The following is a 25,306-nucleotide window of genomic DNA, read 5'->3' on the forward strand; positions in this document are numbered from 1 at the left end:
AGGGACTGCGCATGATCACAAACAGTGCCAAAAGTCAGTTTCTCGAAAAAACAGGCTTCAGGTCACTCCTCTTGCCCACCAAAAGCTGCCATCAGCTGCAGTATCAGTGCATCAAGCTCCAGCGACATCACCGAGAAATCCTGATCAAACACAGCCACTTCATCATCAGGACTGCCATCAGCCGCGCGTTCGAGCACTTCATCTTCGAATCTGAGCCGGGATAGCGTCAGGTCAGCAGAGACAACCATTCTGACAGCATCATTCCATATCAGAGCCAGCTTGCGAGCCTGCTTGCCTGCCTGAAGGTGCACTGCCATTTCTTCAGCCAGCAAATCCTGAGACTTGCACCTCACCACATTGCTGTCCTCCATGGGGTTAACTAACTCACATTCGTCGTCCAGAGTAAATGCCCCATATGGCTTATCACCCTGGAGCCAGGAAGTCATCACCACCATCGGAGATTCTTTGGTTTGTAACAGTTTTACCGGGAAACTGCCCAATGCATCACGGATCGCTGAAATCAACTCTTCAGCCAGCGCAGCCGAAGTTGCATTAACTACCAGCAGGTTACGCTGGCGGCACATATAAGCGTATACACGACGTGATTTCACAAACGCCCGGGGCAGCAAATCAATGGTGACCTCATCTTTTAGTTGCAGCTTTTCTTTTCGATAGACTTTGCGATCCTGCTTCTGCTCAATTTCTTCAATACGTGTTTGTACTTCTTCATTGACGACAGAGCTGGGTAACATTTTTTCATCCCGGCGCAAACATACCATCATGCGGTCGCCCTGCTGATAAACGATAGGCAGCTCTTCTGCAGAACGCCCTCCAGCAGGCAAGGGACTGACCCAGCCAGTGGTGAGCTTCTGTGTCACACCGGCTTTTTGAAACCGGGCACTTTCCAGTGCATTTTCAATATTGGCGAAATCAAACTGAGCATCACCACCCAGTTGGTAAAGTCGTACAGCCTTAAACCACATATCCTGTTCTCTTATCTTATTCGGAAGCAAACGAGTGTATTCTAGCAGGGTGCTGAAAAACTATCTGCGTTACCCATACGAATCTGCTGGTAAATGTTTCATATCGACAAAGTGACTCCGGTCACACGATAAAGCAGATATCATATTTATCGCCTTACCGGGATTGACTTTATAACCAGACGGCATAAAATGTGCGAACTTTTAGATTCTAACGGAAGCGATTTTCCCATGTTCACCAAGACGCAACTCACAGCCTCAGTACTGCTGACACAGACAGCCTGGACAGTTTCCAGTCTGCTGGCTGCGCGCGTCTATCGTGTTATGGCGCAAAACTGTCAAATGATCAACGGCGCAATCATGCCGTCGAAACAGCGTCAGCGCCACGTGGTCGAAAACAGACGACCGGAGGATCCGCAAATGCGACATTAAATGTCAGCCCTGCATTAAGGGCACATAACATGTCAGCAAAAAGGCCTCCGGGATTGTTCACCCAGAGGCCTTTTTTTTGGCTTGCGTTTTCTACCAAACCATCACAGAAAAATTTCAGATGACGAAACAACAGGCGACAGGAATGCCTGGAGAAAAAACGATGGAAACAATATACAGAAGAAACATATTTGCTATTTACGGCATGTCATTTTTCCACATGTTCATGCTCATCGTGCCTGTGCTGATGCCTATGTTCCAGTCATTCGGTTTGAACCTGACTGAGATATTCTATATCCAGGCAGTCTATGCCGGAACCATCGTGGTACTGGAAGCACCCTCGGGTTACCTGGCTGATGTACTGGGGCGTCGTGCCGTGCTTATTGCCGGCTCTGTACTGAACGGACTGGGCTGCCTGTGGTTGAATATTGCAGATGGTTTCTGGTCATTACTGATTTTTGAAGTGACGCTGGGCATGGCATCCAGCCTGTTGTCAGGTGCCGATCTTGCCATGTTGTACGACACGGATCAGGCACTTAACCAGAATGACGACGGCAACCCGCGCGCCATAGCCAACCTGGGTGTCAGCAAATCCATTGCTGAAGGTGGTGGCGCCTTGTTGGGTGGATGGGTTGCCATGTCTTCATTCGACTGGCTGATCGCCATACAATCCGTGGCAGCATGGTTTTCACTGGTGTTTGCGTTGCGTCTGAAAGAACCACCAGTGGCAGTTCTCAACAGCACCAGTGAAGCTCGACCCAGTTGGCGGGAACTCTCTGACCATGTACTAAAAGGCGACCGCATACTGAAACTGGTATTCCTGGCACTTCCGCTGTATACCCTGGGAACAGTTCTGGCTGCCTGGTTAATACAGCCCCTTTGGCAGTCATTGTCACTGTCGTATGGCTGGTTTGGGATTCTCTGGTGCGGTCAAAGCCTGTTGGTAGCCATGGGCAGTCGTTTCGGCTACCAGATTGAATCTCGCCACGGACCAACCCTGGCATTATTGTTAATTGGCATACTACCCATACTGGGTGCATTGGGTGCTGCTTTAATTGACGGAATGGGGGCGGCCGTTGTCAGCTTTATTCTGTTTTTCAACCGAGGCTTATACCAGGTCATTCTGGTAAATGCTCTGAATCGTCGGGTACCCAGCCGAATCAGAGCCACTATTAACTCATTGAACAGTTTACTGTTCCGCCTGGGCTTTATGGTCGCCGGTCCGGTGATTGGTTTTGTCGCTCAGACTTACGGCATTCAGGCAGCCATGGCTATACTGGGGGGATATTCACTGTTGGTGCTGATTCTGGTCATGCTGCCATTGATATCAGCAGTCAGCACCGCCAGGCGGCAGGCAGACGAAAGAAGCCAACGGGTTGCAAATCATGACGCAGCATAGAGAGATGGGTTTTCATCAATAGCATCGGCCAGAGTGGATTCAACAATACTGAATCCACTCTGGCGTTTTGCTTTGTGTTTATGATGCGAAGCCAGTTCAGCAAGCTCTTTAGCCGTGACACCCGACTCTCTTGATGCGGGCACAGTCAGAACCCCGATGGAGAGATTTAACAGCGGGTATCGACGCCAGTTCCCATCCCTGTCTGGCGCTTCAAACCCGCCACTGGCAAGATCATCCTGTTTATACAGCTTGCGACACAGTTGCTGAAACTGCTGGTTGAGTGACTCCAGACGATGTAGCCAGTCAGCACTGCGCAAGACCAGCATAAAGTCATCCCCGCCAATATGGCCGACAAAATCACAATCAGAGTCGCAGAGATCCCGAAGTATCTGTGCCAGCCCCAGCAACACTTCATCACCTTTGCCATAGCCGTATATATCGTTGAAAGGTTTGAATGAATCCAGGTCGATATAACACAATCGCGCTCCCAGACCACTGGTTAAAATACGCTCCAGACATTCCTGAATGGAAACATTGCCAGGTAATAGTGTCAGCGGGTTGGCTGACTGCGCCTGGCGTATCTGCAATTCGGTAATCTGCCGCAACACATCAATCACCCGGCCCAGACCCAGGTAGGTATCATCACGAGCAATAATAAAATCTTCTTCCAACCTCTGCCTGGCACGGCTGGTTAACAGCCGACTGACTCGCTGCAAGCTTTGCTGCACATCAACAATCAGCGCTTCACGATCCATCATTTGCGCAATCGACTTTCGTCCATGGAGTTCTTTCGCATAAGGTTTGAGCATGGTTTGACTTAAGGCATGGCAGTGGACAGTGCCTACCGGTGTACCATTGTCATCTACTACAGCCAGGCTATTCAGGCTGGGTTGCTGCTGAAACCGCTGCAGTACATCATTCACTGTCTGAGACTGGTGAACCGCATCGACAGGAATCACCAGGCTATGCAACCCCGCCTCCAGAATCCCTTTTCGGGCGACATCATCAATCTTGGATGACAACAACACTTTATCGAGCACAGGTTGTGCAGACGGCCTTTCCAGCCAGTAGCCCTGAACCCAGTCAACCCCCATATCGGACAGCGTATTAAACTCTTCTGCCCTTTCAATACCTTCAGCAATCACATAGGCTCGCGCTGCTTTTGCCATCGATAAGATGGAACCTACGAACTCGCGTTTAACGGCATCTTTATCAATTGAGTCGATAAAATGCCGATCAATTTTAACGTAATCTGGCTGAAGTTCGGTCCAGAGACGCAAGCTGGAATAGCCGGCCCCAAGGTCATCAATGGCAATCGAGAACCCCATGCTCCGATAATGTTGCAATGCCGCCTGCAGCAGTTCGACGTCATTTATAGGCAGATGTTCCGTTAACTCAATCACCACATCGTGTGGCTCAAGCCCGACTTCATGAATGATGCTAAGCGTCTCGCCAGCGTAGTGATTTTTTTCAAGTAAACTGCCTGGCGTCACATTAATGAACAGCAAACCACCCAGTTTGAGCTCAGCAAACCGCGTCAACGCGCTACGTCGGCACAAGAATTCCAGCTCTGTGAGTTTGCCAAAATGAGCGGCTGCGGCGAAAAGTGTTAACGGGGAGTGCAAAGGACTGTTTGACGGACCACGCGTCAGTGCCTCATAACCAATAATATTTTTCTCAACACCCGATACAATCGGTTGGAAAAGCGTGGAAATGGCTCCATTTTCAATGATACGAAGGAGCTCATCCAGTTGCTGGGAAAGGGTCATAGCTATCCATACTGCAGGCACAACATTGACCCGGCAATTTGCCACAATCTAATGACAGATTAATGACAAAGCGATACCCACGGTGGTTTGCGCAGTACATAAAAAAACCGTGATATGGGCTGTTACCACAACCGACATCACGGTTTTCTAATCAAAAGCGTATCGATGAACCTAGAACTGCATCAACACCCGTGCATACAGGCGACGACCGCGACCATCAAACTGGTAAGCATCATAGTTCAGTGCGCCATTGTAGTGGAAAGGCAACTCCGCATTGAAAGCATCCAGCGCACCGACGGTGAACATCGTGGTGCCCATTGCTTCGTTTGCCCACTGATGAGTGTAGGAGTACTGAATATCGACACTGTGGTAGGTGTCAATCTTGCGATTCACCACAGATCGAACATAATCGTTACCATTATCATAAGTATCTTGATACTGGAGATTATCGTAAGCACCGATAAAGCGGTTGACCACATTCACGGCATGCGTGGCATCATTGCTTGACCAGCCAAGTGTGACACTGCCTTTTTTGTCAGGTAGCGAACGCACCAGCAAGCCATCACCCGTTGTGCCTGCAGCATCATAGATACCCGTTTCACGCAACCCCAGCTCAAGACCAGGGACATCGTTCAACGTATACTGATTAACGTATGTAAAATCAGACTGGACAGTAAACCGTCCCATATCCGTGGTCCAGTTGTAGCCAATTTTCAGGTCAAAACCATCCGCAGTCACTTCACCGGCATTGATAGCACTGGAACTCACCGTAGTCAGTGCACCAGTCAGTGTACCGGCACTACGAACGACACCATCAACGATATATGTACGAGGATCCACTACACAATCAAGACGTGAATATGGGATGGTTTGCCCCGCCTCCGTTTTAGAATTCTCGGGATCATCACCCCACTGCTGAGACAAAGCGACAGGATCACAAGACTCGTATGGATCAGATCCAGCGTAGGCGGGTGCCGGACTGCTGGAAATCGTACCATTGACGACATAGTTATCGGGATCCTGCGCCGCTATTTGAAATGCCTCAATTTCATGGCTAATAGCAGAAATACCTGGCTGTGGCATCACACGATCCTTGACTTCAAAGCGCCAGAAGTCAGTGGTCACATTCAAGCCTTCCAGTGCACCTGATGGCGTCCAGATAAAGCCTGCGCTGTATGTGTTTGCTGTCTCATTCGCCACATCCGGCGCTGGTGATCCCACCGTATATGTAGTCTCCGGCTCAGCATTCTCGTTGGTTGGAGGTACCATGCCTGCTCGCACGGCCTGTGCGCTGATCGGATCACGGAATGTAATATTACTGGACTCCAAGCCTTCCAGCTGAATACCAATGTTTGGTGCACGGAAAGATTGCGAGAATGAACCTCTAAGTAACAATGAATCAGTAGGACGCCAGCTCATCGCAACCTTTGGTGTTAGCTCGCCACCGATATTGCCACCATAGTCCTCGTAACGCAGCGCCACCTGGGATTCAATCTGGTCCCAGAACGGCAATGACAACTCCATAAAGGCAGACTTGGTGGTTCGGTCATGATCATAGTTAAAGATACACTCGGAACATTCAAAATTGTTGGAGATATACCGATACTCTGGCTCACCATTGCTGTTAAATCCTGAAATACCAGTCAGGCCAGGGTCATTCAATGTAGGTGCAATTGATTTTGCATTCCGCTCCCTATATTGAAGGCCTGCTGCAAACTGAGCCGTCCCACCTTGCATCTCAAACAGTTCACCCGATAAAACCGCATCAAACACGGCCAGCTTGTTGCGTTTATCGGCACGACGCACTGTCGGCATCATCCAGTCAATCAGCTCTGGCGAATTGGCCATACTGCCATCTGCCTGTCGAGTCAGGTAAGGGTTATAAAACTCACAACCGTCCTGACCATGATTGTTACTGGTCAGCGCCTGAGACAATGATTCATAGGTGTTAAATACAAAACCCGGGAAGAACAACTGGGTCATACTTTGCCCGACATAATCCCAGGCAGTTGGGATAGCAGGCGATATGTGACCCCTGGCGCTCAAGAAATCAAAATCAGAAACACCGTTTGGGGTACAGTTTGGGCCGCCTAAGCCATTGGCCGCCAGATGAGCTCTGTCGCGCTGGAATGTTTTGTATTCCAACTCGAAGCTGGTCCCACTCCAGGAGTAGCTGACATCGTAGTTAAACCGGCGATCATTAAAGGCTGTAAAGTCACCACGGATACCTGCCTGGACACCAATGGATTCTGTCCGGTTTATTTGGTTACTCTCACCCAGGCGCGGTGAGCTGCCAATGTTCATATTGGCATAACTGGGTACATTAGGACCACCATTGACCGCAGCGACGGGGGCATTGGGAATATCGCCCGCCGTGGGCCTGCTCAACCCGATAGCCGGTGCAAAGTAACCTAGCTCAAGTGGCTGACCAATCGAGTAGCCACCCCAGGCGGGATTACCCTGGTGCGCACCAGGCTGAGCCAGAAACATGGTAGGCCCACGACTGGTATAGGCACCAGAATCCGAACGCTGAATCTCTGAGCTGGAATATTGTGCAAATGAATAAAACTCTGTACTGGCGTTAAATGCGTGATCAAAGGCACCAGCAATGCTGTCTCGCTCCATGCCTACATTTAACAATCGCCACTGAGCATCTTCTTCACGGCATGTGGAGTTTGGTTCTCCGCGATCTGCACTTAATGTACCCCAAAAATAAGGCGTACCATCTGCTGACGTCAAGCTTTCACAAAGCGGATCAGTATACAGAAGGTTGCTGTTACCGCCTTCAGCAACAGCCTGATTGATCGCTTCCTGATTCACATAAGCCGTATTGACGTTGGAGCCAAAAGCCGGGTTGACAATTGGAACGCCCAAGCCACCAACCTGAGAGTTAAACTCGGACCGCTCATCATAAAAACGCGCCTGTGTCACAGATACTGGATCTCGCCGAAACACCTCACCTGACAAGACAAAGTGAGTAGAACCAGTGTCACTGGCCCAACCCCAAATCGCACTGGCAGTGCGATCCTGGTTACCCAGATCCTTTTCCAGTGCCTGGACATCACCATACAGCTCAAACCCTTCAAAGTTATTCCGCATGATAACGTTGACCACACCGGCCACTGCATCAGAACCATACAAAGCCGAACCACCATCAGTCAGCACTTCCAGACGTTCGACCATCACTAAGGGAATGGTATTGATATCAACAAACTCACCGCCAGTCGGCGTAGATGTCGCGGCAGGCGCCATGCGTTTGCCGTTAATCAGTGTCAGCGTGGAATTTTCACCCAGGTTGCGCAGGTTGATATTGGCCATACCGGACAGGTTGCCCATGTCAGCATTACCGCCATCGGCTCCTTCGTTACTGACAGAACCGGAGTTGACTTCGAGGTTTTTCACCACATCCCAGATCTGCGCTGCACCTTGTGACTCGATAGATGCCCTGTCGACCACTTGAACAGGCGACGGTGCATCCAGAGGACTACCCGCAATATAGGAACCCGTGACAACCACTTCTTCGATATCGGAATCTGCATCCTGCGCCATAGCAGGCAGGCAGCTCAAGCTCGACAGAACGCCAAGCAGTAAGGACTTGCGACGATAACCAGGCCATGTGGACATGGTGTGTTTCCCCCGTGATTATTATTGTTGGTTGGTATGGCAACTGCAAAGTGCACCCGGCACTTGTAATTCCGTTTCCATCCGGAAATGACAACCTTGACCAAATCCGGTACTACAGGGAGTTTTCATTCGACTTTAGCGAATCAAATCAGGCTTTGCAACGAAATTTGAATGAATTCATGAATATTATCAATACAATACTCAAACAGTATAACCCTCAATGATAGAGGCCATTTATAGTGTTGATTTCAAACACTTATCGTCGCACTAACCTTTCGCTTCACCGATGAAGGCTATCGGGGGAACAGCCTCCATCGTAATTAAACAGTCGTATTTAAAAACGCATCAGGATGCGCCCGTAAAACCGTCGCCCACGGCCATCAAACACTGCCGCATCATAATTTAACGGGCCGGAATAAAGGAATGGTAAACTGGCATTAAAAGCATCCAGAACGCCTAGCGTGAAAGTCGCTTCCGACATACCCGCAGCCCACTGCTGAGTGTAGCTGTATTGCAGGTCCACCCGATGATAGCTGTCTACCTCCGGGCTGATGATGGAGCGCACATAATCGTTACCATTGAGATAGTCATTCTGGTAAGACAAGTTGTCGTAGCTGCCAATAAAATGATTTATCCAGGTTGCCTGATGAGACAGATTGTTGCTGGTCCAGCTCAATGACAGATTGCCTTTTATATCGGGCAATGATCGCACCAGCAAACCATCACCCGTGGTACCGGCAGCATCAAACTCACCACTTTCCAGCAAACCGAGGTCCAGGCCAGGTACATTACGCAGGGTATATTGATTAACGTAGGTCATTTGGCCATTGACACCAAATTCACCCACAGATGACGACCAGCGATACCCCGCACTGAGGTCTACCCCATCAGTCACCACTTCACCGGCATTTATCGCTGAACTGACAATCGTCACCAACTCGGCGATAGTGCTGCCTTGTGCACGGACGACCCCTTCGACCACATAGCTTCGGGGATCCACCACACAGTCGAGTCGGGAGCCGGGAATCACCTGTCCCGCCTCTGTCATCGAATCCGCAGGATCATCACCCCACTGCGCAGACAATGCCTCCGGGTCACAGGATTGATAAAGTTGTGAGGCATCATTCGCCAGGGACGAATTGAGCACATACTGATCCTGCTGCTGCGCCGCCTGCTCAAAGGCAGTTAACTCATGGTCGATAGACGAAATGGCCGGTTGTGGCATGACCCGATCCTGGACCTCAAACCGCCAGTAATCTGCAGCTAGCCTTAGCCCCTCCAGTTTGCCACCTGGCGTCCATTGCAGCCCAGCCCCGTAGGTATCAGCAGTTTCGTTCCCGATATCCAGGGCCGGAGAGCCAACTGTATACGTTGTGTTGGGCAAGGCATTCTCATTGCTCACTGGCAGTAGCCCTGCACGAACGGCCTGGTTGCGCAATGGGTCGCGGAATGTCGCCCGGCTGGCCTCTAGCCCTTCCCGTTGAATGGCGATATTGGGCGCACGGAAAGACCGGGAATAAGAGGAGCGAAGCAACCAGTCATCACTGGGACGCCAGCTCATTGCCACTTTGGGTGTTACCTGACTCCCAATTCGATCACCATAGCTTTCCCAGCGCAAAGCCAACTGTGTTTCGATGCTGTCCAGTAACGGCAAAGACAGTTCTGTAAATACCGACTTAACATCACGATCATGATCATAATTAAATATGCACTGCGAGCATTCATAATTGTTGCTCACATAATGATAGGCATCCGGCTCACCATTTTCGTCGTAGGAGAGAATGGCCTGCGGGATGCCGGGGTAGTTTATGCCTGGCGCAATTGAACTGTTGTTTTGCTGACGGTATTGCAGCCCCAGCGCGAACTGGGCTTCACCACCGGGTAGTGAAAACAGCTCACCGGATAAAACCGCATCAAATACGGCCAGTTTGTTACGTTTGTCCGAGCGTTTGACGGTTGGCATCATCCAGTCGAGCAACTCCTGAGAGTTGGCCATGTCCGGGTCTACCTGAGCGGTCAGGAATGGATTAAAAAACTGACAACCACCCTGACCATGATTATTGCTGGTCAATGCCAGCGAGAGACTTTCGCGGGTATTATGAACATAGCCGGGCAGAAAAGTTTGTGTGAATGAATCACCAAGAAAATCCCAGAACGTTGGTAGCGCCGGGGAAGCATCGCCTCTGGCTGACTGAAAATCAAAATCTGCAACACCATTGGGTGTACAATCCGGCCCACCCAGACCATTCACTGCCAACTCGGCACGATCGCGCTGAAAGGTCTGGTAATCCACTTCAAAACTGGTACCACTCCAGGCATAACTGACATCATAATTAAAACGCCGGTCATTCAAGGCAAAAAACTCGCCTTTAACTCCACCCTGAAAAGTCAGCGTTTCACTGTGGCTGATATTGGTATTGCCACCGGTACGTGGTTTGTTACCCGCCTGTATGTAAGCAGACATCGGGACATTGGGACCCCCATTGGCAATATCGACCGGAGCATTGGTGATATCACCAGGCTGCGGGCGCGCCAGACCAATCGCCGGAGCAAAATAGCCCAGTTCCGCGGTTTGCCCAATGGCATACCCACCCCAGGCCGGGTTCCCCTGATGAGCTCCCGGCGCTGCCAGATACAAACCCGGGCCGCGGGAAGTCACATAGCCTGAATCGCTGCGTTCAATTTCAGAGCTGGACCACAACGCAAAACCGTAAAACTCCGCAGAGTCTGTCAATGCCTGACGGAAGGAGGCCGAAATGCTGTCACGTTCCATCCCCACATTCAGCAGGCGCCATTGCGATTCGTCTTCTCGACAGGTGCTGTCCGGATTACCACGTTCAGCATAAGGCGTTCCCCAGAAATAAGGCGTGCCGTCGGCAGAATTCAATTGCGTGCATAAAGGATCGAGAGTGCGTAACTCACTTCCACCGCCTTCCGCAATGACCTGCGCCATGGCGGCTGCATTGATATAGGCAGGATTCAACTGAGCCCCAAACGATGGCTGGGCCACCAGTGTTCCCATGCCTCCAACCGCCGCGCTGAAATCGGAGCGCTCATCATAAAAACGTGCCGACTGAACAGATACCGGGTCCCGGCGGAATGCTTCCGCTGCTATGACAAAGGAGCTGTCGCCGTCACTGTCCTGCCAACCCCAGATGGCACTGCCGGTTTTATCAAAACGACTTCCCGCATTCTCTACATTTTGCAGATCACCATAGACTTCAAACCCTTCAAAGTCGTTACGCATGATCAAATTCACTACACCCGCAACGGCATCAGAGCCATACAATGCAGAACCACCATCAGCCAGGACTTCAACTCGCTCCAGCATCACCAGTGGAATGGTATTGATATCCACAAATTCACCACCGGAAGCAGTGGTGGTTGCTGCAGCTACCTGACGCTTGCCATTGATCAGTGTCAGCGTTGAGTTCTCGCCCAGATTACGCAGATTGATATTGGCTGTCCCGGACAATGAGCCAACTTCTGCATTACCACCCTCAGCCCCTTCATTGCTGATGGAACCTGAGTTGATTGCCATATTGCTGATGACATCCCAGATCTGCACAGCTCCCTGCGAGACCATCTCTTCCCGATCAACCACCTGAACCGGTGAGGGAGCATCGAGCGGACTGCCACGAAGATAAGAGCCGGTGACCAGCACCTCTTCAACTTGTGCCGGCGCCTGAGGCGAAGTTTGCGCCTGGGCAATGACGGGAAAATAAGCGGATGAACAAAGCAGACCTGCAATAGAGCGGGCCAATACATTACCGGTGAGTAATCGGGACATACATACTTCTCCTGATTCCATAACTAAGCGCTAGACAGCAATCGCTTCCGGGTAATGGAAACTAAACAGGAAGTTCCATTGGCTTTACCAGGACTCATGGTAAACTGCGCGCACAATGAAGCTATTTTATCACTCTCCGGTGTATATTCTGTTGCGACGCACCTTTTTTTCCCTGTTTTTTATCGTTCTGGTTGTCTGTTTGCTTTCGCCAGCGGTTATTGGCTGGCAAATCAGGGTGCAATTGCGTCCTGTGCTCAGCCAATTGCAGGAACTCGGCTTTGACTATCAAGTCACCAAAGCGGGCTGGTTGCAAACGGACTATCAGGTAGTAACCCCGAACCTGCTGGATGCCCCGGTGGTTTTATCCTTCCGGCACGGTCCTTTACTGTGGCACCTGCCGGATACATCTGTTGCTATTGCTGAAGTTCAGATCAGCACGACTGCGCCCGAAACACCTCCCTACCTTTCAGGCTCAGCGTTAATCACAGTTGGCAGCCAGTGGCAGGTAGACGGGGTGATGGGGCTATCATCACAGCATGACTCTTTCCTGGCCGAATGGCAGCTACAGTGGCCATTAATACCCACTGACACCCGCCCGGCCCCACTGCCAATTATCGGCATGGTGCTGCCCGGTGAAACCGCAGGCAGAATCAACCTGCAACTGCTCCCCCCCTCCCAACCTGGCTTTATCCAGGATGCAATCGGTATGGGGGTATATCGAGGCTGGCTGATACCAACAGGTACCACCTTGCGCAGTCGCCTGGACATCCAGCAAGGTGTCCTTTCTGTGAACGGCACAGCCGTTAATGTGCGGTGAGTTTTTCCACTGCCCGTTATCAGGTACAATAGGCGCAACACTCAGCGAGCGCAGCATTTCCTGCTGCCCGACCAACCTTTCCGGAAGCCAATATGTCAACCGCCAACAATCTGTTTGCCTACCCGCGTTATTGGGCAGAGTGCTTTGGCACCGCACCGTACCTTCCCATGTCCCGCTCAGAGATGGATGCCCTGGGCTGGGACAGTTGCGACATAATCATTGTCACAGCTGACGCCTACGTGGATCACCCCAGTTTTGGTATGGCGGTGGTAGGGCGTTTACTGGAGGCACAGGGCTTTCGCGTCGGCATCATTGCTCAGCCAGCCTGGAACAGTGCCGACCCGTTCAAAATCCTTGGCCGCCCCAATCTGTTTTTCGGTGTGACCGGCGGCAACATGGACTCGCTGATCAACCGTTACACCGCAGACTTGCGCATCCGTAATGATGATGCCTACACCCCAAATGCCGAGCCGGGTAAACGCCCTGACCGTTCAGTCATCGTTTACAGCCAGCGTTGCCGCGAAGCTTATTATGATGTCCCCATCGTCATTGGCGGTATCGAAGCCAGTTTACGCCGGATTGCCCAATATGATTACTGGAGCGACCAGGTAAGGCAGTCAGTGCTGATTGACTCCAATGCTGACATCCTGCTCTATGGCAATGCCGAGCGAGCACTGGTGGAGGTAGCACACCGCGTTGCCAATGGCAGCACGGTCCGAGATATCACGGATATACGGGGCACCGCCCTGGTGCGCCGCGACATCCCGGCTGGCTGGACAGAAATTGATTCCACCCGAATTGACTGGCCTGGCCGTATTGAGCAAATCCCCAATCCTTATGATGTCCCGCACGACCAGGTTGGCAGCATGGATGTCAGAGAAGAAAACGCTGCCAGGCAAACCGTAGCTGCTGCAACAACCTGCAGTGAAAACACGACTGCCGTAGCTGAAACCAGTGGTGGGACAAGTGCAGTGGCCAGCGAAGACCCTGATGTCAGTGCAGTGCGCATCATTCCTTTGCCATTGCATCGCAAATACCAGAGCAACCCGGAAACCACCTATATCCGTTTGCCGCCATTCCACAAGGTAAAGAATGACCCTGCCCTGTACGCACACGCATCACGCGTGCTGCACCAGGAATCCAATCCGCATAATGCCAAGGTCCTGGTTCAGAAACACGGATCCCTGGAAGTTTGGGTCAATACACCGCCGATTCCGTTGACCACGGAAGAGATGGATGCGGTCTTCGACCTGCCCTACCAGCGTCGCCCTCACCCCAGTTACGGGGATGCGCGCATTCCTGCGTATGACATGATTAAAACCTCTGTTAATATCATGCGCGGCTGTTTTGGCGGCTGTACTTTCTGTTCGATTACTGAGCACGAAGGGCGCATTATCCAGAGTCGCTCCGAAGAGTCCATCCTGCGTGAGATTGAGAAAATCCGCGACCAGGTACCCGGCTTTACCGGTACGATTTCTGACCTGGGCGGCCCCACTGCCAACATGTACAAACTGAACTGCAAATCTGACGAAATTCAGAAAAACTGTAAACGTTTGTCCTGTGTCTACCCGACGATCTGTAAGCACCTGGAGACTGACCATAGCCCGACCACTCAGCTCTATCGCAAGGCGCGCGCCATTCCCGGCGTAAAACGTGTCGCGATTGCTTCCGGGCTGCGCTATGACCTGGCGCTGAAAGACCCCGAGTACGTGGAGGAACTGGTTACCCATCACGTCGGTGGTTATTTGAAGATCGCTCCGGAGCACAGTGAATCAAAAACGCTTTCCAAGATGATGAAGCCGAGCATCAGTGCCTATGATGAATTCAAGGCCATGTTTGACAAATTCTCGGCCAAAGCGGGCAAGAAACAGTACCTGATTCCCTACTTCATTGCGGCGCACCCCGGTTCTGATAATGAAGACATGATGAATCTGGCGGTCTGGCTGAAGACACACGGTTTCAAACCAGATCAGGTGCAGACGTTCTACCCGTCGCCGATGGCGCTGGCAACAGCGATGTATTACTCGGGCAAAAATCCGCTGAAAAAAGTGACGTATAAAAGTGAGTCAGTGTCTGCCTGCAAGGAGATTGAACAGCGTCGCATTCAAAAAGCATTTCTTCGCTATCACGATGAGAAGAACTGGCCGATGCTGCGCAAAGCGCTGAAAGACATAGGGCGCAGCGATCTGATCGGCCATGACGGCCATTGTCTGGTGCCACCGGAAACGCGCGGCCGCCCGGGCCAGGCACACCCGCGCAGAAAACCGGTGACAAACCCCGCTGTCTTGCGTGGCCGTCGCCCAGCGGCGGGTGGAAAATTTGCCGGGAAGAAGAAGCCTGGCAAGAAGCCCGGCAAAGGAAAACGACCAATACATCACTGATATGATAGCAGTGAAAAAAGCAAGCCTGCTACTGTCAGGCTTGCCTTTTTATAATTACGGCTATTACTGTCATTCCTGTTATTGCTATCAGAGCAAACATCTGTCACTGACTGCCTCAGCGTACTGAAGGCAGTCAGTCAATACAGAAAGTAGTGATCACTTGCCCTTGTTTTTAAGCGCCTGCTCAAACAACGCAGCCATTGTACCTGTCTGCCTTTTATTTTGAGCCGCTGCGCCAAAGTCCTTCTTACCCCGGGTCGAAGCTGCTGGTCGTCGAGTCGGCTTATGCCCCTTCTCGCTGGCATCCGGAATGGGATCATCCAGACGCATGCTCATGCCGATACGCTTGCGCTCAAGGTCCACTTCCAGCACTTTAACTTTTACGATCTGGCCAGCGCTGACCACACTGTGCGGGTCCTTGACGAACTTGTCTGACATCGCAGAAATATGCACCAGACCATCCTGGTGAACGCCCACGTCAACAAAGGCACCGAAATTTGTCACATTGGTCACCGTGCCTTCCAGCACCATACCAGGGGTCAGGTGTTTGATTTCTTCAACACCTTCTTTCAAAGCTGCCGTCCGGAATTCACCACGTGGGTCACGCCCGGGTTTTTCGAGTTCTTTAAGGATGTCCTTAACCGTCAACAAGCCGAACTGTTCGGTAACGTAATCTTCAGCACGCAGCCCTCGCAGGAAGTCAGCATCGCCTATCAGAGACCTTAATTCCCTGCCATGTTGCTTGGCGATGGTTTCAACCACGGAGTAGGATTCAGGGTGAACAGCTGAAGCATCCAGCGGATTATCTCCATCCTGGATACGCAGGAAGCCTGCGGCCTGCTCAAAGGTCTTGTCACCAAACCGTGGTACCTTTTTCAGCTCAGCACGGCTGCTGAATCGCCCTTGCGCATCACGGAAATCCAGAATATTGCTGACCTGAGTAGTACTCAGGCCGGATACCTGTTTCAGTAATGGCGCCGACGCCGAATTGAGATCAACACCCACGGCATTCACACAATCTTCGACTACCGCATCCAGGGAACGCGACAGTTTCACCTGACTGACATCGTGCTGGTACTGGCCCACACCGATCGATTTCGGCTCAATTTTAACCAGTTCGGCCAGCGGGTCCTGCAAGCGACGGGCAATAGAGACGGCTCCCCGGATAGTCACATCCAGATCGGGCAGCTCCTGGGAAGCAAACTCTGACGCCGAATAAATGGAAGCACCCGCTTCATTGACCATCACCCGTTGCAGTTTAAACTGGGGGAATGCCTTACTGAAGTCAGCCACAAACTGATCGGTTTCGCGCGAGGCTGTACCGTTACCGATACTGATCAGTTTGACCTGATACTTTTCGCACATGACTTTTAACACTGCCATGGCTTCCTGGGTTTTATGCTGTGGCGCTGTCGGAAAAATAGCACCATGATCCAGCACTTTGCCCGTCTCGCTGACCACGCACATTTTTACGCCGGTTCGCAGGCCGGGATCAAGACCAATGGTCACCTGTTTACCCGCGGGTGGCGCCAGCAACAAGTCTTTGACATTGCGGGCAAAGACATCAATGGCATCTTCCTCAGCCTGCTCTCGCAACTGGGTCATTACATCGGTCTGCAAATGGGTATGCAGTTTGACTTTCCAGGCCCAGCGCACCACATCCTGCAACCATTTGTCGGCCGCACGGCCCTGATCACTGATCTGCCAGTGTTTGGCAATCATCACTTCACATGGATGACGGACAGCAGGCCCATCTTCATCGAGAAGAATATCCACTTTTACGGACAGAATTCCTTCTGTTCGGGCCCGAAACAGCGCCATGACCCGATGCGAAGGCACTTTTGATACTGCTTCGGAGAATTCAAAATAATCGCGATACTTGGCCCCTTCATTTTCCTTGCCAGGCACCACTTCAGACTGGATACTGGCCTGATCAGCAAAATACTCGCGCAGTTTACCGAGCAGTTCAGCACTTTCGCTGAAACGCTCAATCAGGATATGCCGAGCCCCATCCAGCGCAGCCTTGACGTCATCCACACCCTTGTCAGCATCAATAAATGCTTCTGCTTCAGTTTCCGGCTTCCTGCCCGGGTCATCGAACAGCATGTCAGCCAAAGGTTCAAGCCCGGCTTCACGAGCAATCTGGGCACGAGTCCGGCGCTTGGGTTTGTAGGGCAGGTATAAATCTTCCAGCGTGGTCTTGCTGTCTGCAGAGTGAATCTGTCCAGCCAGCGCATCCGTCAGTTTGCCCTGCTCATCGATGCTTTTGAGAATAACCTGACGGCGGTCTTCCAGTTCCCGCAAATACATTAACCGTTCCTGCAGGCGTCTTAGCTGGGAATCATCAAGCGCACCCGTGACTTCTTTCCGGTAACGGGCAATGAATGGCACCGTTGCACCTTCGTCCAGTAAAGCAACCGTAGCTGCTACCTGTTCTGACCGGGCGCCAATTTCGCCGGCTATTGTTTCGTTAATTACACTACTCACTAAATTTCGTATCCTTCAAAAATAAATTTACTCGTCAGCGTGTTTATCAGTGCTGTCACTCGTCGCTGTATCCGGCTTATTTGCATTGGCTCGCTTGACGTGATCATCCACGTAAGTCAGTACTCCGCGCAGAATATTGATTTCCATGGAGTCAGGACGAATACGGCCAAACAGGCGACGCATTCGCGGCATTAACAACCGGGGATTGTCGGGATCATGAAAATCCATATCAACCAGCACCTGCTCCAGGTGCTCATAGAAAAGTTCCAGTTGCCGCCCGTCAGCCTTGGGAACATCCCAGTACTCGTCTTCTGAAGCCGGATCATAGACAGTGTCAACGGGAACCGGCGCCGCCGCAGAATAATCTGCGCTTGCGGCCGCAGCTGACACAGACTCCCCTTCTCCTCGTGCTTCCAGCATGGCCACTCTGGCTTCATAACAGACCACCATGACAGCAGCTGCCAGATTCAGTGAACTATAGACTGGATCAGCAGGAATCTGGACGTGATAGTGACACAGCTGCAATTCTTCATTGGTCAGGCCTTTATCCTCCCGACCGAAAACCAGCGCCACTTTATTATCAACGGCATCCAGCGCGACCTGTTGTCCACACTGACGCGGGTTCAGCATTGGCCAGGGCATTCGCCGGGAACGCGCACTGGCACCAATAACCAGGCCACAGTCTGCTACAGCTGACTCCAGGTCAGGAAAAACCTTAACACGGTCCAGTATGTCAGTGGCGGATGCTGAGCGCCAACGCGCCACATCACTGGGAAACTCTTCCGGGTCTACCAATCTGAGATTTGGAATCCCCATATTTTTCAACGCTCTGGCTGCAGCCCCAATATTCCCGGGGTGAGAAGTGTTCACCAGAATCACGTTAATGTTTGAAAAATCGGGCTGTTTCAAAGCCGCCTCCCTGACAGAATGTAAATTGGGCCCGGGATTATAACAACTTGTTAGCGCCTGGCGCGCTGAAATACCATGAATTAAACGGACAGGACACTAGCATTTTGTTATGATTGCGGGCTGTTCATGTTTGATTTTTCAGAGACACCATGCATCCAGTCATCAATATTGCTTTAAGAGCCGCGCGTAGCGCCGCTGAACAAATTTCACACCAGGTCGACCGCCTGGATCGGGTCAATGTCGTAGAAGACAATGCTAACGGACTGTTGACCAGCATGGATCTCGATGCCGAACGCAGCATCCTGTATCATTTGCAGAAAGCATACCCCGATTACAGCGTGTTTTCCCGCGCCACTGGCCTTACTGCCGGTAGCGATACGGATAACACCTGGCTGATAGATCCATTAGCCGGCAATCGCAACTATATCCGCGGCAACCCGGGATTTTGCGTGTCTCTGGCTTTGAAAACTCGCAATGTCATTTCCCATGCAATTGTCATCAACCCCTCAAGTGGCCAGGAATTTACTGCCAGTCGGGGCAACGGCGCACAGTTAAATGGCAGCCGCATTCGTGTCGGCCAGCGACGCAGTATTGATAAAGGGTTGTCTGCTATCGACGTTGACTCACAAAACGGCGCAGAAACCGCAATAGCACTGCAATCTGCCCTGCTACAGGCAGGCAGTGACATTCGGGTCAGTGGCTGCCCCGCGCTGGATATGGTCTACAGTGCGGCGGGCCGTATTGATGCAGGCTGGTGTGTGGCTCAACATGAAGCAACGCTGGCAGCAGCAAAACTGATTCTGCAGGAATCAGGCGCATTACTCAGTGACCCCGCAGGTAATCCGATCACGACTGGCAGCAAGGAATTGCTTTACGGCAGCCCAAAATGCTTCAAAGAGCTGATCCAGTTACGGCAGCAAATTCAAAAACAATAATAAAATGGCAGTATAAGGCAGTGTGAAATGAGTATAGCGGTAAAGTCCCGGCAGAGCCTGACCAGCGGTCCCATCGGTACGATACTGACTCAAATGACACTGCCAATGATTCTGGGCATGATCATGATGTTCAGTTTCAACCTGGTGGACACATTTTTCATCAGCCTGCTGGGTACCGAAGCACTCTCAGCTATCAGTTTTACTTTCCCCCTCACATTTACCGTAATGAGTCTGGCCATCGGACTGAGTATCGGCACCTCGGCTGTGGTTGCCAAATATATTGGCCGGGGAGATGAGGAGCGTGCCAAAGAAGCCTCAACGATCACCAATTATGTGGCGATACTGCTGGCAATAGTCATTGCGGTCATTGGCTATTTCACCATGGACCAGATTTTCCTGGCCATGGGTGCCTCCGTTGAATTATTGCCCACCATCCGTGAATACATGGACATCTGGCTGCCCACCAGTCCCCTGCTGGTCGCCATTATTTGTGCTAACTCAGTACTGCGTGCCAATGGGGACACCAGAACCCCCAGCCTGCTAATGGCAGCAGCAGGACTTATTAATGCCGCTCTGGATCCGATACTGATCTTTGGATTGGGACCAATACCGGCAATGGGTGTACAGGGGGCCGCACTGGCAACCACTCTGTCCTGGGTTGCCGGCGTTGTATTTCTGTTTTACTTTCTTTTGATTCGCCACCAACTGGTGTCGCCAACTCTGCCTTCCCGTGCTGTTTTACTCACATCCTCACGGGAAATGCTACGCATCGGCATCCCGGCATCCGGGGCGAATATGATGACTCCTCTGGCAGCCGCCGTAATGACCGCAATCGTTGCCAGTTACGGTGAAGAGGCTGTCGCAGCTTTCGGCGTGGGTTCACGCCTGGAGTCCATTGCCTGTATCGTCATTCTTGCCCTCTCAAGCACACTGCCGCCTTTCATCAGTCAAAACCTGGGGGCTGAGAAACCGGAACGTATTGCCGAGGCTTGCCGGCTCTCGATCCGCTTCGTTCTGCTCTGGCAGCTACTGATATATGCGGTTTTGGCAATAACTGCCCCGATAATCTCATGGCTGTTTACCCGCGAGGAATCAGTGGCCAATATCATTCAGACGTTCATCTGGATAATGCCACTCAGTTATGGCATGCAAGGCGTGATCATCCTGTGTAACTCGGCACTCAATGCCATGCATCACCCAATGTCCGCCCTTTACCTCAGCGCTGCCCGTTTCTTTATATTTTATGTGCCGCTGGCCTGGTTACTGGGCAACTGGCTGGGATTGCCCGGGGTTTTTGCCGGCGCAGCACTTGGCAACCTGCTTATGGCCTGGATCTCATGGTCAACGGTAAAACGAGCTATTCACCATGAAGCTGACCCGGCCATTCAGATTGATTGAAGGAGCCCCATGATGGACGCCATTACTGCATTACAGAATCGCGTATCTGCCCCACGACTCACTGACAAGGCGCCTGATGAGGCCACGCTCGACGCAATTTGCCGTTGCGCCTTGCGCGCCGCCGATCATGGTTTGCTTCGCCCATGGCGCTTTCTGCTGATACGGGGCCAGTCCCGCCATCGTCTGGGTGAGTTGTTTATTCAAGCCAGTTTACAGGACTCTCCCGACCTGACTGCAGCAGAGCAGGAATCGACCGGTAACAAGGCGTTGCGGGCACCGTTGATTATCGTGGGTATTACTTCACCCAAAGATCACCCCAAAGTCCCCGTATTAGAGCAGCAGCAGTCTACCGCTGCTGCCATGCAGAACATCATAAATGCAGCCTATGCCCTGAACGTTGGCGCTATCTGGCGTACTGGCAGCATGGCAACACACCCGGTGGTTCGAACGGGTCTTGGCCTGGCACCCGGGGAGGAAATTACCGGCTTTATCTACCTGGGGGAAATTGACGGGCCGTTACGCCCACTCAGGCCTGAGGACCCGGCACAATATTTTCAGGAATGGTGATATGGAAGAAAAACCAGTAAAGCCGTTTAAAATAGCACGCAGGACAGTTTTCAATACTCCGGTGGTGACACCTGTCCTGCGCCTGATTTCAACACTTGTTCTGAAACTGATTGGCTGGAAACCCATCGGTAAACCACTGGAACATCAGCGCTTTGTCCTGATTGGTGCACCGCACACCAGTAACTGGGATTTTCCCATCATGCTGATGGTGGTATTGAAACTGCGCCTGAACCTGCACTGGATGGGTAAACATACGTTGTTCCCCTTCCCGGTATCAGGCCTGATGAAGTGGCTGGGAGGCATTCCGATCAATCGCACGGCTACACACGGTGTCGTGGATCAGATAGTTGAACAATATCACCAACGGGAAGATCTGGTGGTACTGGTTCCGCCTGAAGGAACCCGGGCCAAAGTTGCCCAATGGAAAACAGGTTTCTACCATATGGCCAACAATGCCAGGGTTCCGATACTGATGGGCTATATTGATGCTTCCCGCAAGGAAGCCGGGCTTGCTGATTTCTTTCACCCCAGCGGCGACCTGGAAAAAGACATGCAGGATATACGGGCTTTTTACGCCGACAAGAAGGGCATCAATCCGCAGAACGCCGATTGATGCCAACTCTGGCAAGGACTACCGGCTGGCACCAGACTGATAAGAGAGATTGTTGAGCAACAGGTTGAGCGTAAACTCAGCATAATCGCTAACAGAAACACCTCGCTGCAAGAACTTCCAGCGTTTCAGGTACCATTGCTGCAACATGGCCGTGGTAGAAGATGCCAGTAACGCCAGGTTCCCTTCATAGCGAAAAACACCTGCCTCAATGCCTTTGCTAAAGATATTCTGAAGCCCCTGATCAAATTGCAGCTCCATATTCATGGCGGCCTCACGCTGCTCTTTATCAAGCCCTTTAGCCTCAATAAAACAAAAGTAGTACCACGGGTGCATAATGTGATTCATGTAAAGGTCGGCATGAATCACGGCTTTTAAATGCTGGTAAGGGGACAGCTGATATGCATGAATGGCGCTAAGCACATCATCAATGGTGCTGCGCACAACAGACTCAATGGCGGAAGCCAGATCGGACTTACTGCCAATATAAGCGTAAAGACCACCCATGCTGATGCCGGTTTCACGACTCAGATCGCGAAGACTCATGGAATGGAAGCCCTGGCTATTAGCCAGCCGAAAAGTACAATCAAAAATTTTCTGTAGGTTTTTTACTGCTGTCTTGCCGTTTTTGATCTGCATCCGTTCATGATGCACATCAAACACACGCTGCCATAGTGGCTCGCCCTCCAGCTCCCAGGCTTCACGAAAAGCCTCCAGGCTGGTATCCAGTGGCCAGCCCTGGCCCGGCGATAAGGTTTTGGCGCCTGCCGATTCCATTTCTCTCTCCTTCCCTCGAAACCTGACGTATCATCATTATCTGCAATGGATCATCTGAATTTTCACCTAAGCCAGATGCAGACAATGCCGCTTGCAGACAATGATGACTCGTTCAGAGACAGGCTGCCGCCTCCGGCGACAGTCGAACTCTACTTGTTAATCGATTTCCGCCAGCATCATTTCATCAGACTCGCTGGCCATGTGGTTAAAGCCTGCTACCACTTCTGCCAATGCACGTGTATCAGCATCGACGCTGTCATCGCCGGCAATTGCCTGCAGTTCAGCCCGCGTACCTTCAGAGACTGAGTGCTGGATGTCGTGTACTGCCTGAGCGACTGTCTGAATCGCTTCACTTTGACTACCATCGCTGGCGATTCCCTGCAGCGTCATTTTTTGCTCATCATTGGGGAAGTGATTCATATCCGCAACGATGTCAGCAATGGTGCCTGCTGCGCTTTGTGCCAGGCTCAATGACGAGACACAGGCGAAAGATAGACCGGCAACCAGGGAAAAAATTTGCTTGCGATTCAACATATACTGCCTCCAGTTCAAAAATTGGAACAATCCATTCACAGTGTAGCGTAACACACACGCTTACAACAGTTGATAAATACGCACGCTAACAAGAACCAGTTCACAAGCTGCCATTCACATCGCATTGAGCGCCGCATAGACAGCGTAAAGGCCGGACCCTGCACAGAGCAGCAACGAGGCCAGACGAATACGTGATGGTGAAATGGCATCCATGGTCTTTCTGGCCAGCCAGAAACCCGCCAGAGTGACTGGAATCAGGGGCAGTGACAGCCGGATTTCCTGCATGCCGAAGCGTCCGATCGGGGCCAGAATTATCAATGAAATTAAACAGCTGACAACAAAAAACGCCGCCAGATTGGCACGTATCAGGGCAACGTTCTGATGCTGCCAAAGCAGTGCCATGGGAGGCCCGCCAATTGACGTACTGGTACCCATGAAGCCGGACAAAAAACCCGCCACACCCATGCGAAACTGGGTCGGATGCCAGCGTAGCCGGCTCATGCTGACGACAACTGCAAACAATACGGAAATCCCTATCCACAGGCTAAGCAGATTCTGATCGATGAACAGTAATAATGCGGCCCCAGCCAGAGAGCCGGGTATCCGGCCAACGACCGCGGCCCCCAGTCCACGCAGTGACACACCATTCCGAAAATACCAGGCGTTGGCTAATGACAGCACCAGTGCGCAAACCGTGACAGGGGCCGGCACAAAAGCCGGGTTAACAAAAAACAATACCGGAGCAGCAATGACAGCAAGACCAAAACCGACGGCAGTTTGCACATACGCGCCGACAAACACCAGCGTGACTGCGATAACCCACTCCATGTCTGTTTTGCCCCCTGTCCTGACTTTAACCCGTCATTCTACGCTGCATTCCGGCAAGCTGCTATAATGGCACTATGTATCCAATGCAATATATTGAACCTGTCTTTCGTCCACCCAGCGAGTGGAAGTCACTTATCCTGCAAGTGACCAATGGCTGTTCCTGGAACAAATGCACGTTCTGCGACATGTATACCGCCGAACAGAAACGTTTCCGGCCACGACCACTGGCAGAGCTTGAGGCTGAGGTGCAATCCATTCTGGCACAGGGGCTGCCGGTATACCGCGTCTTTCTCGCCGACGGCGATGCCATGACGCTGTCATTCCGGCGTCTCAATGACATCATGGATATGCTGAACCACTACCTGCCCCACCGCCCCAGGGTGAGCGCCTATTGCCTGCCCAGAAATCTGAACAACAAAACGGCTGAAGAACTCAGCATTTTGCGCAAAAAAGGGCTCAGCCTGCTCTATGTTGGTTGTGAAAGCGGCGATGACGAATTACTGTCGCTGATCAACAAGGGCGAAACATATGACAGCTCCCTTGCTGCTCTGGAAAAAATGGCTGAGGCTGGCATCAAACGTTCGGTAATGGTGTTGAACGGTCTCGGTGGGCCACATTTAAGCCAGCAACATGCGCTAAACACGGCGCAATTGATGAATGCCGCCCAACCGGAGTACCTGTCCAGCCTGGTCGTCGAATTTCCTAACGGCGAGGCGCGCTTTGCAGCCCCGTTTAACGGTCGCTGGCGAAAGCTGAACCGCCAGGAGTTGTTTACGGAAATGGAGCTGTTACTGGCCAACCTGTCACTGCGTAATACCATCTTTCGCAGTGATCACGCGTCCAACTATCTGGTCCTCAAAGGTGTGCTCGGTAAAGACAAGGAAGCCTTGCTGAACACTGTTCGCACCGCCATGACCCAGCCTGGGCGAATTCCGCTGAGAGAAGAGTGGCAGCGCGGCCTTTAGTACAAAACCACAATTAGCCATCACGCCCCGGCGCAATCGCTTCATATCATTATCTGCTTAATCTGCTTACCACTGCCGCTCATGACACCTGATGATTCATGTTATGT

18 protein-coding genes are annotated in these 25,306 nt (G+C 51.7%); 9 read left to right on the forward strand and 9 right to left on the reverse strand.

Translation table 11 applies throughout. The annotated features are described in order from the left end of the window. Positions 1–62 precede the first annotated feature (62 nt). The gene (locus PSCS_RS14960; RefSeq protein WP_068813096.1) at positions 63–983 is read right to left on the reverse strand and encodes a recombination-associated protein RdgC; all 921 of its coding nucleotides are present in this window, start codon (positions 981–983) and stop codon (positions 63–65) included. Between the two features lie 228 nt (positions 984–1,211). Here PSCS_RS14960 and PSCS_RS14965 point away from each other — a divergent pair, with 228 nt between their 5' ends. Next, a complete protein-coding gene (locus PSCS_RS14965) occupies positions 1,212–1,412 on the forward strand; it encodes a hypothetical protein (RefSeq protein ID WP_068813098.1) in 201 nt (66 codons plus the stop codon). Between the two features lie 160 nt (positions 1,413–1,572). Then, on the forward strand, positions 1,573–2,808 hold the full coding sequence (locus tag PSCS_RS14970) for an MFS transporter (protein WP_157885736.1): 1,236 nt from the start codon (positions 1,573–1,575) through the stop codon (positions 2,806–2,808). Here the strand turns inward: PSCS_RS14970 and PSCS_RS14975 are convergent. The 3 genes from PSCS_RS14975 to PSCS_RS14990 form a co-directional block, all read right to left on the reverse strand. Then, entirely contained in the window at positions 2,793–4,577 is a 1,785-nt protein-coding gene (locus PSCS_RS14975) for a bifunctional diguanylate cyclase/phosphodiesterase (protein WP_068813102.1), read from the reverse strand. The two genes, PSCS_RS14970 and PSCS_RS14975, sit on opposite strands and share 16 nt — an antisense overlap. A 171-nt stretch (positions 4,578–4,748) precedes the next feature. Next, on the reverse strand, positions 4,749–8,201 hold the full coding sequence (locus tag PSCS_RS14980) for a TonB-dependent receptor domain-containing protein (protein ID WP_068893819.1): 3,453 nt from the start codon (positions 8,199–8,201) through the stop codon (positions 4,749–4,751). A 334-nt stretch (positions 8,202–8,535) separates the two neighbouring features. Beyond that, the gene (locus PSCS_RS14990) at positions 8,536–11,991 is read right to left on the reverse strand and encodes a TonB-dependent receptor domain-containing protein (protein ID WP_068813108.1); all 3,456 of its coding nucleotides are present in this window, start codon (positions 11,989–11,991) and stop codon (positions 8,536–8,538) included. 115 nt (positions 11,992–12,106) lie between these two features. On the opposite strand from PSCS_RS14990, the gene PSCS_RS14995 reads away from it, so the two are divergent. Further along, on the forward strand, positions 12,107–12,808 hold the full coding sequence (locus PSCS_RS14995; protein WP_068813110.1) for a hypothetical protein: 702 nt from the start codon (positions 12,107–12,109) through the stop codon (positions 12,806–12,808). Positions 12,809–12,900: 92 nt separating this feature from the next. Continuing rightward, positions 12,901–15,189 (forward strand): YgiQ family radical SAM protein, encoded by a 2,289-nt coding sequence (locus tag PSCS_RS15000; protein WP_068813111.1) that lies wholly within the window; start codon positions 12,901–12,903, stop codon positions 15,187–15,189. A gap of 156 nt (positions 15,190–15,345) precedes the next feature. Here PSCS_RS15000 and PSCS_RS15005 read toward each other — a convergent pair whose 3' ends face one another. Further along, positions 15,346–17,676, reverse strand: coding sequence for a Tex family protein (locus PSCS_RS15005; protein WP_229694620.1), 2,331 nt, complete (start codon positions 17,674–17,676; stop codon positions 15,346–15,348). A 27-nt stretch (positions 17,677–17,703) separates the two neighbouring features. Then, positions 17,704–18,585, reverse strand: a complete 882-nt coding sequence (locus PSCS_RS15010) for an RNA methyltransferase (RefSeq protein ID WP_068813115.1) — start codon at positions 18,583–18,585, stop codon at positions 17,704–17,706. A gap of 149 nt (positions 18,586–18,734) precedes the next feature. On the opposite strand from PSCS_RS15010, the gene PSCS_RS15015 reads away from it, so the two are divergent. The 4 genes from PSCS_RS15015 to PSCS_RS15030 are packed head-to-tail and all read left to right on the forward strand — an operon-like array spanning position 18,735 to position 22,098. Continuing rightward, positions 18,735–19,520, forward strand: coding sequence for an inositol monophosphatase family protein (locus PSCS_RS15015; RefSeq protein ID WP_068813117.1), 786 nt, complete (start codon positions 18,735–18,737; stop codon positions 19,518–19,520). Between the two features lie 27 nt (positions 19,521–19,547). Then, entirely contained in the window at positions 19,548–20,918 is a 1,371-nt protein-coding gene (locus PSCS_RS15020) for an MATE family efflux transporter (RefSeq protein ID WP_068813119.1), read from the forward strand. Between the two features lie 9 nt (positions 20,919–20,927). Next, the gene (locus tag PSCS_RS15025) at positions 20,928–21,485 is read left to right on the forward strand and encodes a nitroreductase family protein (RefSeq protein ID WP_229694621.1); all 558 of its coding nucleotides are present in this window, start codon (positions 20,928–20,930) and stop codon (positions 21,483–21,485) included. Position 21,486: 1 nt separating this feature from the next. Next, positions 21,487–22,098, forward strand: a complete 612-nt coding sequence (locus PSCS_RS15030) for a lysophospholipid acyltransferase family protein (protein ID WP_068813123.1) — start codon at positions 21,487–21,489, stop codon at positions 22,096–22,098. An 18-nt stretch (positions 22,099–22,116) separates the two neighbouring features. Here PSCS_RS15030 and PSCS_RS15035 read toward each other — a convergent pair whose 3' ends face one another. The 3 genes from PSCS_RS15035 to PSCS_RS15045 all read right to left on the reverse strand — a co-directional run bounded on the left by PSCS_RS15035 (position 22,117) and on the right by PSCS_RS15045 (position 24,234). Further along, on the reverse strand, positions 22,117–22,872 hold the full coding sequence (locus tag PSCS_RS15035) for a TetR/AcrR family transcriptional regulator (protein ID WP_082866774.1): 756 nt from the start codon (positions 22,870–22,872) through the stop codon (positions 22,117–22,119). Between the two features lie 156 nt (positions 22,873–23,028). After that, positions 23,029–23,406 (reverse strand): hypothetical protein, encoded by a 378-nt coding sequence (locus PSCS_RS15040; protein WP_068813125.1) that lies wholly within the window; start codon positions 23,404–23,406, stop codon positions 23,029–23,031. A 114-nt stretch (positions 23,407–23,520) separates the two neighbouring features. Beyond that, the gene (locus PSCS_RS15045) at positions 23,521–24,234 is read right to left on the reverse strand and encodes a sulfite exporter TauE/SafE family protein (protein WP_068813127.1); all 714 of its coding nucleotides are present in this window, start codon (positions 24,232–24,234) and stop codon (positions 23,521–23,523) included. Positions 24,235–24,308: 74 nt separating this feature from the next. Between PSCS_RS15045 and PSCS_RS15050 the strand changes: the two genes are divergently transcribed. Then, entirely contained in the window at positions 24,309–25,199 is an 891-nt protein-coding gene (locus tag PSCS_RS15050) for a radical SAM protein (RefSeq protein WP_068813129.1), read from the forward strand. The last annotated feature ends 107 nt before the right edge of the window (positions 25,200–25,306 follow it).

The sequence above is a fragment of the Pseudohongiella nitratireducens genome (assembly GCF_001642735.1).
GTDB classification, from domain to species: domain Bacteria; phylum Pseudomonadota; class Gammaproteobacteria; order Pseudomonadales; family Pseudohongiellaceae; genus Pseudohongiella; species Pseudohongiella nitratireducens.